At 30.2% G+C, this 14,864-nt stretch carries 13 protein-coding genes; all 13 read right to left on the reverse strand.

Annotation, left to right across the window (positions count from 1 at the left end; all coding sequences use genetic code 11):
• Positions 1–66: 66 nt before the first annotated feature.
• The 13 genes from HYN56_RS01570 to HYN56_RS01630 are packed head-to-tail and all read right to left on the reverse strand — an operon-like array spanning position 67 to position 14,855.
• Complete coding sequence (locus HYN56_RS01570; RefSeq protein ID WP_109190585.1) at positions 67–1,167, reverse strand: glycosyltransferase family 4 protein; 1,101 nt, start codon at positions 1,165–1,167, stop codon at positions 67–69.
• Positions 1,164–2,159 carry a glycosyltransferase family 2 protein gene (locus tag HYN56_RS01575; RefSeq protein ID WP_109190586.1) on the reverse strand — a complete coding sequence of 332 codons (996 nt, stop codon included), beginning with the start codon at positions 2,157–2,159 and terminating at the stop codon, positions 1,164–1,166. Before HYN56_RS01575 ends, HYN56_RS01570 begins: the two co-directional genes overlap by 4 nt.
• Positions 2,156–3,703, reverse strand: coding sequence for a glycosyltransferase family 2 protein (locus HYN56_RS01580; RefSeq protein ID WP_109190587.1), 1,548 nt, complete (start codon positions 3,701–3,703; stop codon positions 2,156–2,158). The genes HYN56_RS01575 and HYN56_RS01580 overlap by 4 nt, the downstream gene beginning before the upstream one ends.
• The gene (locus HYN56_RS01585; protein WP_109190588.1) at positions 3,700–4,866 is read right to left on the reverse strand and encodes a glycosyltransferase family 4 protein; all 1,167 of its coding nucleotides are present in this window, start codon (positions 4,864–4,866) and stop codon (positions 3,700–3,702) included. The genes HYN56_RS01580 and HYN56_RS01585 overlap by 4 nt, the downstream gene beginning before the upstream one ends.
• Positions 4,863–6,176 (reverse strand): alpha-1,2-fucosyltransferase, encoded by a 1,314-nt coding sequence (locus HYN56_RS01590; RefSeq protein ID WP_109190589.1) that lies wholly within the window; start codon positions 6,174–6,176, stop codon positions 4,863–4,865. Before HYN56_RS01590 ends, HYN56_RS01585 begins: the two co-directional genes overlap by 4 nt.
• Positions 6,177–6,202: 26 nt before the next feature.
• On the reverse strand, positions 6,203–7,084 hold the full coding sequence (locus HYN56_RS01595; RefSeq protein ID WP_109190590.1) for a hypothetical protein: 882 nt from the start codon (positions 7,082–7,084) through the stop codon (positions 6,203–6,205).
• Complete coding sequence (locus HYN56_RS01600) at positions 7,084–8,517, reverse strand: MBOAT family O-acyltransferase (protein ID WP_109190591.1); 1,434 nt, start codon at positions 8,515–8,517, stop codon at positions 7,084–7,086. Before HYN56_RS01600 ends, HYN56_RS01595 begins: the two co-directional genes overlap by 1 nt.
• 6 nt (positions 8,518–8,523) lie before the next feature.
• Complete coding sequence (locus HYN56_RS01605) at positions 8,524–9,921, reverse strand: glycosyltransferase family protein (protein ID WP_109190592.1); 1,398 nt, start codon at positions 9,919–9,921, stop codon at positions 8,524–8,526.
• Positions 9,922–9,950: 29 nt separating this feature from the next.
• Positions 9,951–10,772, reverse strand: a complete 822-nt coding sequence (locus HYN56_RS01610; protein ID WP_109190593.1) for a polysaccharide pyruvyl transferase family protein — start codon at positions 10,770–10,772, stop codon at positions 9,951–9,953.
• A 4-nt stretch (positions 10,773–10,776) separates the two neighbouring features.
• The gene (locus HYN56_RS01615) at positions 10,777–11,652 is read right to left on the reverse strand and encodes an N-acetylneuraminate synthase family protein (protein ID WP_109190594.1); all 876 of its coding nucleotides are present in this window, start codon (positions 11,650–11,652) and stop codon (positions 10,777–10,779) included.
• Entirely contained in the window at positions 11,639–12,805 is a 1,167-nt protein-coding gene (locus HYN56_RS01620) for an acylneuraminate cytidylyltransferase (RefSeq protein WP_109190595.1), read from the reverse strand. The genes HYN56_RS01615 and HYN56_RS01620 overlap by 14 nt, the downstream gene beginning before the upstream one ends.
• A 54-nt stretch (positions 12,806–12,859) precedes the next feature.
• Entirely contained in the window at positions 12,860–13,900 is a 1,041-nt protein-coding gene (locus tag HYN56_RS01625; RefSeq protein WP_394336256.1) for an acyltransferase, read from the reverse strand.
• A gap of 22 nt (positions 13,901–13,922) precedes the next feature.
• Positions 13,923–14,855 (reverse strand): O-fucosyltransferase family protein, encoded by a 933-nt coding sequence (locus HYN56_RS01630; RefSeq protein WP_146194556.1) that lies wholly within the window; start codon positions 14,853–14,855, stop codon positions 13,923–13,925.
• Positions 14,856–14,864: the final 9 nt, after the last annotated feature.

Consider the following 14,864-nt stretch of genomic DNA (forward strand, 5'->3'; position numbering starts at 1 on the left):
GCCTATTTTTTATTGGTAATGTCTTTTTTGTTATTTTTTATCTTCTAAAATCTTATTCTTAAGATTTCACTGAAGTATTTGATTAGAAAAATCGATGCAATAACTCTTTAAACCGAATTTGGTTAAAAAAGTTTCTCTTGCATACTGACTCATCTGCGATTGTTGTGTAAAATTATTTTCCACACGATACAAAAGCGAAACTATAGCTTCTGTATTTGGTTCAAATTTAAAGCAATTTTTTTCATCTTCCAGATATTCTGATAATCCTGTAGCACTTGAAATCAATAATGGCGTTTTGTTCATAAGAGATTCCAATCCTACTGTTGGGAGATTATCAATTTTTGAGGGTATAATTACAAAATGACTTTGGGACAAATATTCATCAACCTTATCATAGGAGATTCCTCCAAAAAAATTTATTGATTCCTGAGCATTAGCATTCTCTTTTACTTTTTGTTCTAAACTTCCGCCGCCGGCAATATTCAGGATTATTTTTGATGTCTTATTTTTGTTCTTGTAAAGTAAAAATCCTTCCAATAAATCTGATATTCCCTTTGAAGGATCAAGTCTTCCCAGATAGGAAATGACTATTTTATTTTCTTCCTTACTTATTTTATTTTCAAATCTGTCTTTCAGCGGATTCAACAATACCACACCTTTATTAGAATTATAAACTTTCTTTAAATCTTCTTTTGCTAATTTTGAAGGACAGACAATTACATCGCAAAACAATTTGTAAAAAATTTTCTTTCTAAAAATAAATATTTTTTGTTTGAAAAAATTCCTTTTACTATCCAAAGAAATCTGTTGAGACAAAGTATGATAATAACAAAATGTTTTTACTTTATTAAACGAAAGTATTTTTGATATTCCAATCGTTATGTTTGCACCTCCAAAATGCCCAATAACTGAATTTGGCTTGTATTTAAAATATAATTTATAGAACCATAAAACATCCTTTATTGATGTTGGTCTGTGCTTTCCGGGCCACGAACAAACAACTATTTCCCCCTTTTCTTTTTTAATTGTTTCCGGTTCACTAAAAAATGGTTTATGAGAAATAAAAACTACTCTGTTACCCAAATCAGCAAGGTGATGCGCTAATTCATAACTCATTACTGAAAATGAGTTTTCTGTGTAATTATGAGCTATTAAAATCGTTTTCATTTCTGCTTTGGCTTATTTAGAAGCAAACTCCACCAACCTACTGTTCTGCCTATTGCTTCTTTTAAAGATCCTTTTTTGTCTGTTTCGGTTAAAGTATTACTAAAGCGGATTACAATTAATAAAAGCGTAATAGAATGCCATTTGAAAATATCGATCAAATTAGGTTTTTTGTTTTTGATTCTCCAAACGTACCAGCCATTTCTCACCACCATTTTTCCGTATCTAAAATAATTTGGTCTTCCGTTGGGATCGTGAAAATGCTGTAATCTCGCATTGGTATTGATTACATTTTTTCCAAATTGTAAAGCTCTCAGGCTAAAATCGGCATCTTCGTATAAACCATAACCTTCAAAGAATTTTGAAAACTGAATTTCATCAAAAATATCTTTTCTAAACGCCATAGACATTCCGATTAGCAAGTCAACTTCATAAATCTTTCCGGTTAAAGGAAATCCGCATGTTCTGCCATGCGAATAAGAAGGCATTTTTCCTGGTCCAAGATTAGAGGCAAGATTTAAATAGTTCCTTGCAACATTTCTTAAACCTTCTTTATAAAAATATCCTTCAAACAAATAAAACTTTTTCTTATTGTAGCTTTTATTTTTATCCTGAAGCTTCCATTTATTTTCATTTACGGCAACTCCGCCTACGCCAATAATCTCAGTATTGCTTTCGAATGCTTTAATAATTTCTTCAAAATAATCTGACTCTAAAATTGTGTCATCGTCCAAAAAACAAACAATTTCTGTATGTGCATCAATTTTAGAAATTCCTATATTACGTTGTTTTGTTAACCCTCGCTCATCATCTGCTACTCGAAAATATTTAACTTTTTCAAAATCATATTTCTTTATTATTTTTTCAGTCTTATCATTTGTTGAACCGTCAATAATTAAAATTTCATCTGGATAAATAGCCTGCAATTTAATTGAATGAAGTAATGCAAGTAAAGATTCGGCACGCATGTAGGTGCAAATTATTAAGGAAATCATTCTTTTCTATTTAATTTATTGGCCCAATATAAGCTTCTATCCCATTGCACTTTATAGTTATTATAATATTTTACAGGATTTTTAATTTTTTGAACTCTGTAGTATTTAAAAAACAGAGTCGTTTTATAACCTTTTAATTGTGTTCTGGTTACATTTAAAAGATTATACAACATAACTGTTGGTGAAGGTTTTGGCTGAATTAAATCATTTGTCCAAGGCATAATATGTTTTTCTCTAAAGCCTCCAATTGGCGCTTTGAGATGAATTATTTCTGGTTGAGGAGAATGTATAACGTCAAATCCCAGATTTCTAATTTGCATTCCGTAGTCGCTATCTTCACCATAACCAAACTCAAAACTTGTGTTATAATATAACGATTCTATATTTTTTGACTTTACAATACTGCAGCCAGAGCCAAAATTACCTGATTGAAATCTACGCTTGATTTTTTTGCTTTCGTCGTAATCGGGTGCATAACATCCAAATGTTGCTTGTTCTATACCCTCTTTTTTTATTACTTCAAAACCTTCTTCTAAAAAGGCTTTATTTATTCGAATATCATCGTCAGCCATAAAAACCCATTCGCTGCTTATTTCTGCCAGTGCTAAATTTCTTGCATTGCAAGCTCCTGTCTGATGCGTAAAAATATGCTTAATACGAAATGGCCAATTATTACTTTTTATAAAATCAAGTTCAGAAACAGAATCCTTAAGCGGGTTTTGTTCTACAATTACTACAGTATTTGGTAAATAAGTCTGTAATGCTAAATCTGTTAAAAAATCATGAAGATATTTTTTACGCCCAATTGTCGGAATTATAACATCTATAGTACCTTCTTTTACAACTTTCTTTTTCGATTTAATTTCAATTTGTTCTAATACATTATCTTTCAGATGTCTCTTATTGTAAAAAAGCGTAAAAAAAAGAGGAAAAAGAGCAAACTTTCTTTCGTAAATAAATAAGTTTAAAAACAGCAAAAATATCCAACGTGTTTTATAATGTTGTTTCACAAATCTAAATAGAAGAAAATTATTCTTTTTAAATTTAGGGAAAATCAAATCAGGTCTTTTAATAAGCAATTTAGGCTCAGAATAACAGTATAAGCCCAATGGCATTGCTAATTTTAAGACCGAATTCAAAAAATAGCCAAAGTCTGAATCTTCAAAAACATGCTTTTTTAAAGCATTTAAAACCTCTGCGTGGATACCAACAACATGAGTACTCATCATCCAGGTTGGATAGCTAACCTCTTTTTTTACATTTAAAAATAAACTGGAATCGACATAACCAATGGCTTCTGGCAAAAATGAATCTGCTGATAAATTATAAGAGGCTACTATTCTTTTATGATGAAAAATTTCCTGAACTTTATTGGTATTCAAATTTGATTTCAAATCCTGATGACACAAGATTATAAGTTCCTCTGGATATTTTCCGGCAATGTCAAATAAGTTAGACGCTATACTTTTTTTGGAAAAAATAACAGTTTTCCCTTCAAAGTCAGTCTCAATAATTTTATTATTTTGATGATAAATAATTATCACTTTTTTTGATTTAGAATATTCTGATAGAAGTTTATATTTTCCAGTACAAGCTTATTTATATCAAATTTTTCTTCAACATATTCGCGCGCAGATTTACCAATATTTTCGGCTAAGACGTTATTATCTAAAATCTGTTTAATTCTTTCCGCGTATAAGTCATGATTTGACGGATGCACCAAAAAACCGTTTTTTTTATCTAAAATAAGTTCTTTCGACCATCCTATATCGCTATTAACAACCGATTTCTTCATTGCCATAGACTCTATAGTCACCATTCCCAGTGTTTCGGCAAAAGTTGGAAAAACACAAACATTTGCTTTTTTTATATAGTTTTGAATTTCATTGTACGGAATTCTTCCCAGATAGTTTACGTCTTTCAAATTATCTTTAGAGAATAAAGTCTTCATTAATTCCCATGTCGATTTTGAACCTGTTTTTATATCAGACGAATCGCCTCCTATTAAAACTAGTTTAGCATTTGGAAAATCATTTTTAACTTTACTAAAAATTTCCGGTAATTCTAAAACTCCTTTTTTTCTAATTAAAGTACCTGCATACAGAATTAAATCTTTTTCAAATATTTCTGGTGTTTCGTTCTCAAAGTTCTTAAGATCTAAACCATAATGAATTGTTTTAATCTCTTTGTTTTTGATTTTAAAAAGTTTCTTTGAAACATCGCCTGCGAATTTTGTCGGAGCAATAAATGCTTCTGCCCCTTTAATCGCAAGGCTTTCAAACCAGAAATTTTTAAGCTTTTGTTTTCTATTATCTAAATAACAGAAATATGCATCACTTCCATGAAAACGAATTATTAAAGGAACCAAAAAATACATAAAAGCGGTAATGCCTGTCCAATCTGGAGCTTCAATAATATCAATCTTTTTATCGGCAATAATCCCGTTAATAAACTTTTCTATTTTTTTTCTGTTAAAATAAAAATTAAAAAAATTGCCTTTTCTGTTTTCTAAACTATATAAAGTGACATTTTCTTCTTCAATTACAAAACTTTCTTTTTGCCCGTATACAAAAACAGAAACTTGCACATTTGATTTTCTCAGCTTTTCAACCAAAGTATAAACACTAGTACCTATTCCCCCATCATGCCCAAACGCTTTATGGGGATAATGAGATACTATATATCCAACGTGTAAGTTTGTATTCATTTTCTCTTATTCAATATTTTCTTTATATTTCTCTTCAATTCATTTTCATTTCTTGTTAGAAATCTTTTAAAACTGAATTTATAGCCTCCTATATTCAGAAATCTACCTGCTGAAAAGTTTATTACAAGCTTATTCTCATTTGCTTCTAAAGAAATATTTCGTTTTAAATAAATTTCTTTTTTATTATTCTCTCTTTTATCATTCTCTTTTGAAAACGTAAAAACTTTGGAAAAAAAACCAAAATCGTTTTGTCTTAAAAATTCCCGAAAATTTAACGCTTTGGATACTTTAAATGCTGTAATTACATTATTGATAACCAAATTTACATTTGATTTTTCAAGTTTCAGCCAGGAAAAATAAATTAAAAAAGGAGGCATGAAATAATCCTTATTGATGGTATAAATATTGTGTTGAGATTCAGAGGTATTCTGGTTCAAAACAAATTCTGCATCAAAATAACTGGACAAGTATGTTTTTAATTCTTCTTGATTTTGACCACAATTTACAGAAAACAACAAATTCTTCAGTTTGATTTTTTGATTCAAATGATTGTATTTTATCCATCTTTCAGGATAATAATCTTTATCATTGAGTTCTACACTCTTTTGTCCTTCGAAATTTTTGAATGGCCTCACAATTTTTGAATCGTGCTTTTCTCCAAGCCAGGCGCTCCACCAGGAAAAAGTAGAATTACCAATAACGAAATCATTACACATTGTTCCCAAACAAAGTTGTTCGACTTCATTTAGATCATCTCCAAAAAATGCATTCTCCAAGAATGAAAAATGATACTTGCAATATTTTATATCATCACTTAAAATAATTAGATTACAAGAATCCCAATTTGGAAAAAACTCAGCTAAACTATTTAAATAGTAATTAATTGGAAGCTGAAAATAATCTTTGTGATCTACAAAATCGCCTCTCCTAATAGAAATTAAAATGGTACGCTTTTTAAAAGCTCTATGATATAAATTGTTTATTTTTTCTTTTAAAGAATCTGAGAATTGAAAATAGTGTCTGGTTAAATCTTTATCAAAATATTTTTCTGTCTGAAGCCAGCCGTTTAAATCATAGTTTTCTGCTCCGAAATTCCAGTCATGAAAATGATACTCTTTTTCTAAAGTTTCTTGAAAAGAAGAAAAATCTAAAGACAAAAGAGGTAATTTATTCTTAAAATAGTCTTGATGTTTCCAAAGTAAAAAAGCAAAATCCTGATTATTTTTAGTAGCTAATCCAATGGTTGAAGCTATTTGAAAAAGCTGATTTCCTAAATTCCCTTTCTTCCCTATTTTACTAAATGTAATCATCTTTAGAAATGTTCGAAAAATCTTCTTTACTTATTAAAAAAATCTTTTAAAATTCTTGCTGTAAATATTTTTGCACCCGCATCTGTCATGTGCCCGCAGGAAGAAAAATACTTGTTTTCTATCACTACATTTTCATAATTATAAATTTCCGGATAAGCTTTCTTTACTTTATCAAAATAATTCATACCCACAACATTCTCGCACATTGGCGTCATAACAGCAATAAAATTGATATTATTTTTTTTGCAGATACTTTTAATTTCTTCGTAATATTTATTATGAGGCAACGGATTTAAACTGACAATATTATTTTTCATATTGCCATTTTTATGCTTTTCTAACGGATAATAGCCCAAATTATCCAAGGCATTTGTTTTTTCTCCTTTTGTTATTTTGTAAATTTCTCTAAAGCCAATTTTAGAATCAAACTTTACATATCTGTAAAAAGGTATGTAATACAGCTCCTTAAAATTTTCTTCGGTGGCAAAATGATCTTTGATGACTTTAGAACAATGTATATAAGGCAAAAATTTTGCTGCAACTCCTTCAGATTCCTGATCGTTTGATAAATTCAAATCGGCTTCCAAAATGACGTTTTTGATTTCGTATTTTCTTTCTATCATTAATTTCAACATTAGTGAAGCTTCAAACAAATGACCACCACTCATACCGTAATTGAAAGTTTTTAATCCTTTGTCTTCAAACATCTGCGCGACAAAATGATTATTTGCCCTGGAAGAACCTAAAATAACAACATCATATTTTTGGGCTTGTGAATTTATAACTGTTTCAATCTTTCCCCGGTTTTTAGATTGCAGAAAAACATAAGTGTAAAAGCCATCTAAAAGAACCGCAATTAAAATTGTCAGAATAAAAACTTTAAATATGTAGAATAAAAACTTCTTCATTAAAACTGGAAATAAATAAATTCTTTATAGTCTGAATATGTTCCAAAAGCAATAATTGCTAAAATTGCCAAAACCATTTTTAGCATACTTCTTTTTCCTGAAATTGGTTCTACTTTGGTTTTATTATTCCATTCTACCAAAACAAATACACCAACCATTAATAATAATTCGTAATTGTACCTTTCGTTATCCAGATATTGAAAAGCAAAATCTTTATTGGTAACTATTCTTTTTAAATATAAAACAGCATCTGTAATTGTTTTGGCTCTAAAAAATATCCATGCGACACAAGTCAATAAAAAGGTAGTCAGAATACTAAAAAGTACCTTAACAGAATCCAAATTCCATTTTAAAACAATCGAATCTATATTGTTTCTATTACTATTGGAAAGTAATAATGGAAGAAAATAAATTGCATTGATAAATCCCCAAACAATATAGGTCCAATTGGCACCGTGCCAAAATCCACTGACAATAAAAATGATAAAAGTGTTTCTAATTTTCATCAAAAGTCCGCCTTTACTTCCTCCAAGAGGAATATATAAATAATCGCGAAACCAAGACGACAATGAAATATGCCAACGACGCCAAAACTCTGCAATATCTCTTGAGAAATAAGGGTAATTGAAATTTCTCAATAAGTCTAAACCAAACAATTTTGAAACTCCCAATGCAATATCTGAATATCCGGAAAAATCTCCATAAATCTGAAATGCAAAATAAACAGCACCCAAAATCAATGAAAATGAGTTCATCGAAGTATAATGATCAAAAATCGCATTTGCATACACAGCGCAAGTATCAGCAATAACTATTTTTTTAACTAAACCCCAAACTATTTGGTAAACTCCCTCTTTAGCCTTTTCAAAATCAAATTCACGTTTTTCTTTTAGTTCTGGTAATAAATGCGTTGCTCTTTCTATCGGTCCAGCAACTAAAAGCGGAAAGTAGCTTACAAATAAAGAATAATCGATAAAATTATATTCAGCTTTTATTCTTTTGTAATAGATATCAATAACGTATGATAATCCGTGAAAAGTATAGAATGATATACCAACTGGTAAAATAACATTTAATAAAAATGGGCTGACTTTTAATCCAAAAGAATTGAATAATTCTGCAAAAGATGAAGCAAAGAAATTATAGTATTTAAAGATTCCTAAAAATCCTAAATTGACAATAATACTAAGCCAGAACCAGAATTTTCGATTCTTATCTGAATTGCTTTTTTCGATCTGAATTCCGGTAAAATAATCCAGAAATGTAGAGAAAACTAATAAAAATAAAAATCTCCAATCCCAGCAAGAATAGAAATAATAGCTCGCAACAATCAATAATGCATTTTGTGTACTTTTGGTTTTATTGAATACAAACCAATACAGAAAAAAAACGATTGGTAAAAAAACGGCAAAAGCCAAAGAGTTGAAAAACATTTTTTTTTACTTTTTTAAAATCTTGTTTAAGCTATTCCAAATATTCTCTGATGCCTGAGTAGGATTTGGTCCTACGATCGTTTCGAACCATTTTTTACTTTCTTTTACACTTGAAATTTTTCCATCAATTATGTCCTTTACAATAGAAGTCAAATCTTCTTTTTTTCTAACCCATAATGCGGCTTCTTCAGAAGGTTTTGATCTAAAATGAATATACTTATAATTTTGTCCAATATCTCTAATTCCTTTTTTCAGCTGAGGCTGCTCGTAATCAAAAAAGAGACATGATTTATCATGTGCCGAAAAATCGAAAATCATTGAAGAGGCGATATTTCCAACAAATTCTGTGTATTCGCAAATATTAGTTTGTAAAGCGAAATCTTCTTTTGTTGGCATAATTTCATCCCAACTTTGACCAACCGGACTCCAAAGTGGGTCTATATTAACAATAACATCCTGATATTTTTTTAAAACCTCATCATAACGATTGGTAAAATCTACCGGACATTTTCTGTAAATAATCCCTAAAGAATAACCCTCTTTATTTAGTTCTCTGACAGATAATGCCAGGTCTTCCAGATAATATTGATCTAAAGGAGAAGTCACAATATCATCTCCGGAATAACAGATGTATTTTTTGTCAAGATCCAGATTATGTGATTTATAGAATTCTTCTTTCGATTGTAGAAGCGTTTTATCAAAATGACTTTCAAACTGAGGAGTTCCTGTTACAAAAATCTGATTTTCACTTACGTATGGACAGTACATTAAAACCTCTTTTTTCATGTGTTCACTCCACACGAAATAATAATCGGTTTCTACCAAAGTTGTTGCTTTTGGAAGATTATCCCAGGAGAAAATAAAAGTACCTGTTGGAATTCCTAAATCCTGTGCTGCCAAAATAGATGCAATTGCCTGTGTCGGACGCTGATTGGTGCAAAAAACAAAGTCCGGTTTGTGTTCTTCCAGCTGTTTTCTGCTTTCCTTATATTTAGCAGTAGTTCTTTCTCCTTTTTTAATTTGTTTTCTAACAAATCTTATTCCTCTTTCGTTTGAACCAAAAGTTGTCAGTGCATCTACCATTAAGCTTTTAACTAAATTAGCTAAGCCTTTATAAGATTGAGGAAAATTATATGTATTGTAAACTACTTCACTAAATTTTTTATCAAAAAAATTTAATTCCATTCTTTTTCTGGAACGGCTATAAACGGTTGTTAGCGGATGTAATGATTTATCGCTAATTTTCAACTCCTTAAATCCCAATTTTTCGGTAATCGAAAACGGAGTATTATTCCAGTACGTTATATCAAAATCATTTTTTTCTCCAATGCTTTTAAAAGAAGTCAAAGCAAAATTTCGGAGTCCAACGCCGTCTGGTAAAAAGATGAATATATTTTTTTTCATTTAAATAAAAGCTAAGATTTTAGAAATTATCAGTTTTTAAATGGACAAACTTCCATAAGTCCGTCACATAATTTCTCTATAATTTCTCTTTTAGGAAGATTTGGGAGTTCCTGAAATAGTTTTTCTAGTTCAGCATTCGAATATTTTTCAAGTCTAATTTCCGGTTTAACAAATGGCAATTGAACAGATTCAAAATAATCCTGATATTTTATACCATCTCCGAATACTTTATCTGAAAATTTCTGCCAAACTGCCGGAATATTGTAAGCGTGAGCCACTATCAATCCGTGAAGTGAAGACGAAACAATTTTTTCGCATTCCAAAAACTCAATTGTTTTGGCTTCGACATTGTTTGTCATCATGTCAATAAGTAATATTTCCGGATTGTCTTCAAACCAATTTTGAACTAAACTAAAGTCACTATAATGAGGTATAAAACCAAACTTGTATTTTTTTTCTACTTTCGGATTAAAGTATCTTGGTAACAGTAATGCCGGATCACCGTAAATTTCAGGAACTTCGTAAGAAAGATCCAAAAGAAATTTCCTTGTTTGCGGACCTCGAACGGCTAAAAAAACAGCATTTTTTATTGTAGTATTTCGATCAATAATTCCGCTTCCCCAAACAATACATTTCTGATTTATATTTGCCATAATACTCCCTACTGTCACATAAATTGGCTTTACATAATCCAGAACTGAAAACTTTTTTGGCCATGCAAAAATAACCTTTTTGGAAGAGATTTTTTCTACGAGATATTTTCCAAGAAGATCGCCGTAATTTTCTCTATTTTTCTTTTGAATGATTTTTTCATTCCACCAAAAAAGTCTAATTGTCTTTGACAAAAACATACTACTAAACCTTTTTGTTTTTTAGTTTATCTCTCTGAATTTGTTCGATTGGTAAAATATCAGAAGATTTAAATGTTAGTGCCTGATAAACTGCATTTAAATCACGGGTAAGTTTACGCAATCCCATTGGTTCTAATGAAGCCGCATGATCTGTACCTTTCCAGGTTCTGTCCAAAGTATAATGCCTTTCTATAATATTAGCTCCCAATGTATAGGCTGCAATATCTACTGCAATCCCCAGATGATGCCCGGAAAAACCAATATGTTTAACCTTATGCTCGTATTTTTCTTTTAAAATATTAATATCTAAAAGACAAACATCTTCAAAAGGCACCGGATAACCCGATGTACAGTTGTATAAAACCAAATCCTTATTTCTTCCTTTTTTTGTAAAGAACTCCACTAAAGTATCCGTTTCATCTTTGGTTGTCATTCCTGTAGAAATATGGATTTCTCCAGAATAATTATCACTTAGCCATCCCAACATTTCAAAATTGTTGTTACATGCCGACGGAATTTTAATGAAATCCGGATTCAAAGAAGCAATTTCTTTTGCTGATGTGGTATCCCAAACAGATGTTGAATAAGTAATTCCTATTTCGTCACAATATGCTTTTAGCTCACTATGCTGCTCAACATCAAATTCTAAAAACTCTCTGTGCGCTCCGTAAGTTTCTCCATAAGAATTGGAAAAATTTGGATGTGGTGCATTGTATTGCTCTTCTGTTAGAAGTTCTTTATTATTACGTTTTTGGAATTTAACTGCATCTGCATTTCCAAAGATTTTAGCTATCTTGATTAACTCTTTGGCTATTTCCATTTCCCCTTTATGATTACATCCAATCTCTGCAATCACATAAGGTTTCTTAAATTCCTTCATAACGTTTGTTATACTTTAATATTATTTCACAAGTTTCTCTTATCGCTCCTGCTCCGGAATTATGAGTTAGTACATAATCCGCATTTGCTTTTACAACATCTGTTGCATCAGCTGGTGTAAAAGACCAACCTACACTGCAAATATTAGCCAAATCGTTTACATCATCACCCACATAAGAAACGGCGCCAAAACTACTATTTCTCTCTGAAAGAAAATGTGTTAAAAATGAAAATTTATCTTTTACGCCCAAAAAAGTATGTTTTATTTGTAACTTCTTCATTCTCTGAGCCACTAATTCAGAATTTTCTGAGGTCATTACGACTACCTCTACATTATTTTGTCTTAGGATTTCCAATCCCATCCCGTCACGCATGTCGAATTTTTTAGCCATTTCTCCATTGGCATCGTAATAAACGCATCCATCTGTAAAAACCCCATCTACATCCAGGACTAAATAATCTATACGTTGGTGGATTTTCAGTTTTTTCAAACGGTCTGTCAATAGCTTCTCGACAATATCCCAATCTGATAAACTATCAATTTCTACAAGAGACTCTTCCGGCATTTTTACTAAACCAATAGAACCACTAACTCTATTATTAGAAGTTAAAAATGCTTCTTTTGTGGTAGCATAAACAGCTCCGTTTTCAATCAGTAATCCATCAAAATCCTGACGTCTTGGTCTTTTAAAAACGTCGTAATTTTGAGGAGTGCCATCTGCATTCCATATAAATCGATGCGTATTTACAACTGTTAAAGCAGCATCTTTTTTATTACTAAGAATTTCGTTTAATGCATCATTTATATTTTCGGCTTTCGTCAGGGGTGAAGTAGCCTGCAATAAGCATAAAATGTCAAAATCAGTTTTTACCAATCCTGCAAATTCAACCATAGCGCTTTCTGTAGAAGCCGTGTCGGATGCATTCTCATCATTACGTAAAAGTGTTTTGACTTTTGATGTCCAAAAATATTCTCTTTTTATATAATCTACAATTTCCTGATCATCAGTAAAGACATAAACCTCATCTAATTCTGAGAAAATAGCTTCAGTCAGAACCCAAGAAAAAAGTGGACGACCAAGCATTTTCTTTTTGTTTTTTCCCGGAATCCCTTTGGAATTTTTACGAAGTGGAATTATGGCTGTTTTTTTCATTTGGAAATATTTTAGCTGTCAAAAATAACTTTTAATTTTTTTTATTTTAAACTGTTATCCTGAAATGTATGCACCTATTTTATTTTTATTGATAATTTTTATAATAACTAAAGAAATTATTAGACATAAAAAAGAAGTTACCGGAATTCCAAACAATGGATGAATTAGCGATGCATTCACACCAAAACTATCTAATGTCCAAAGGATTAAAACGTGTATTAAATAAATTCCGTAACTAAATCTGTTTACTTCATTAAAAAATAAATTACTCTTATTATTATAATAATTCGATATTCTAAAAAACAGAAAAATTCCTACTGCCGTAAACATGACATTAAAACTGAAAAAATCATATAACATGGAATCTGGTTTATTACTTTTTATTGACAACCAATAAGTACCCAAAAAAGTAGTTAATGTCCCGGAAATTAAAAAAACTAAAGAAATCTTTTTAATAGGTATATCTCTTTGTATCGTCATAGTTGATAGATAATAGCCTAAAACTAAATAACCTACAAATCCTGTAAAATAATAAAGTTCAATATTGGTTTTATAATTTTCTAAACCTAAATTCTTAAAAAAGAGAGTTAAAAACCACAAAAACAAAAAGTAATGAATTTCTTTTTTAGACGCTCTTGTAATCCAGCTGTTAAGTATTGGAACAATCAACAACAATCCAAATAACATATAGATATACCATAAATGATAAGCACTTCCAAAATAAAGAGATCTTACTATTTTTTTTAAGATTTCAAAGAGACTCATTTTCTGATAATCGTTTGTTTGTATAAAAACAATATACAGAACGTAGCAAATGCTCCAAAATATAAAGGGGAGACAGATTCTCACAAAACGTTTTTTCAAAAAAATAAAAGTCTGCATCTTTGAGTCAAACATTAATGCGCCAGAAATCATTACAAATACCGGAACGCTGAAGCGTGAAACCGAATCAAAAAAATTGGCATAATTCCATATATAAATTGGTAGTTCTCCATATTTAGTAAATAATGGAGCTGAAACGTGCAAGAAAATAACTGCTATTGTAGCCATTACTCGCAAATTTGAAATCCATAACCTATTTATTTTTTTTTCCAATATATACTTAACTTTTTAGTACTTACAAAGGTGTCCAATCTATATCCAGACTATAACAGTCTTTATTATTTCTCATTAAAACTACAAAACGTGCAATATTACTGGAATATGTACCTATAAACATTTTAGAATTGATCAATAAATTGGCATCCTTTAAAACATTAATCACTTCATCCCTAATTTTAGAATCATCTGTTGTGTTATTGTATTCACGTTGAAAATATCCTATTCTGGATGGATCACAAAGACTCAAGTAATGAAATTCTGGAAATTGTTTCTGAAAATCTTTAAGCACCCGATAGTCATCTGTACAAATTGTAATGTTTTTAATACTTGTATTAATTTCCAGAATTTTATTAATATAAAGTTGAACATCAAATGACTCGGCTTCCCGATTTTTTCCATTCACTTTATCCCCTCTTCTCACCTGAATGCCACAACTGTTTTTTATAAATTCAGGATTAGCATTATCTACAAAAAAAACTTCTTGTTCTGTTCTCTTATTATAATCTAAAATAAGATCAAAAACTTGTTTTTTTGCTTCGAAGATTCCTCCTTTGATGCCTAATTCAGGATAATAAAAGTTTGTATCAATAAATGGCTTACTTCTCATCTCTGTCCAAATACTATCCTGAAGAATTTTTCTTTTTTTTATACTCTTATGATAAAACGCATAAAACTTATCTTCTCTTCGAATAGAAAATATATCAGAAGGTATTGGTACAAATCCATTATATTCTTGTAGTACAGGATTAAAATAGTCTTCCCATTTTCCGCCTACCCAATTTTTGCTGTAAATTTTTAAATTGATTTTATTTTCAAGACAGAATAACACCGCAAGAGCCAGATTATTAATTTCTGAAAAAAAACCTCTATTGCTGAGAGGATATATTAACTCTGTATTTTGTGATGAATTATTTATTCTTCTATAGTTTTCTCTATATTGATTAATCATTTTTTTCTG

Origin of the sequence: Flavobacterium crocinum, from assembly GCF_003122385.1 — a bacterium.
Classification (GTDB): Bacteria; Bacteroidota; Bacteroidia; order Flavobacteriales; family Flavobacteriaceae; genus Flavobacterium; species Flavobacterium crocinum.

Coding starts and splice junctions, on each gene's coding strand:
- HYN56_RS01595 (WP_109190590.1), bottom strand. CDS start 7,084: ATGAAGAAGTTTTTATTCTACATATTTAAAGTTTTTATTCTGACAATT.
- HYN56_RS01615 (WP_109190594.1), bottom strand. CDS start 11,652: ATGAAGGAATTTAAGAAACCTTATGTGATTGCAGAGATTGGATGTAAT.
- HYN56_RS01605 (WP_109190592.1), bottom strand. CDS start 9,921: ATGAAAAAAAATATATTCATCTTTTTACCAGACGGCGTTGGACTCCGA.
- HYN56_RS01610 (WP_109190593.1), bottom strand. CDS start 10,772: ATGTTTTTGTCAAAGACAATTAGACTTTTTTGGTGGAATGAAAAAATC.
- HYN56_RS01585 (WP_109190588.1), bottom strand. CDS start 4,866: ATGAATACAAACTTACACGTTGGATATATAGTATCTCATTATCCCCAT.
- HYN56_RS01570 (WP_109190585.1), bottom strand. CDS start 1,167: ATGAAAACGATTTTAATAGCTCATAATTACACAGAAAACTCATTTTCA.
- HYN56_RS01620 (WP_109190595.1), bottom strand. CDS start 12,805: ATGAAAAAAACAGCCATAATTCCACTTCGTAAAAATTCCAAAGGGATT.
- HYN56_RS01590 (WP_109190589.1), bottom strand. CDS start 6,176: ATGATTACATTTAGTAAAATAGGGAAGAAAGGGAATTTAGGAAATCAG.
- HYN56_RS01600 (WP_109190591.1), bottom strand. CDS start 8,517: ATGTTTTTCAACTCTTTGGCTTTTGCCGTTTTTTTACCAATCGTTTTT.
- HYN56_RS01575 (WP_109190586.1), bottom strand. CDS start 2,159: ATGATTTCCTTAATAATTTGCACCTACATGCGTGCCGAATCTTTACTT.
- HYN56_RS01630 (WP_146194556.1), bottom strand. CDS start 14,855: ATGATTAATCAATATAGAGAAAACTATAGAAGAATAAATAATTCATCA.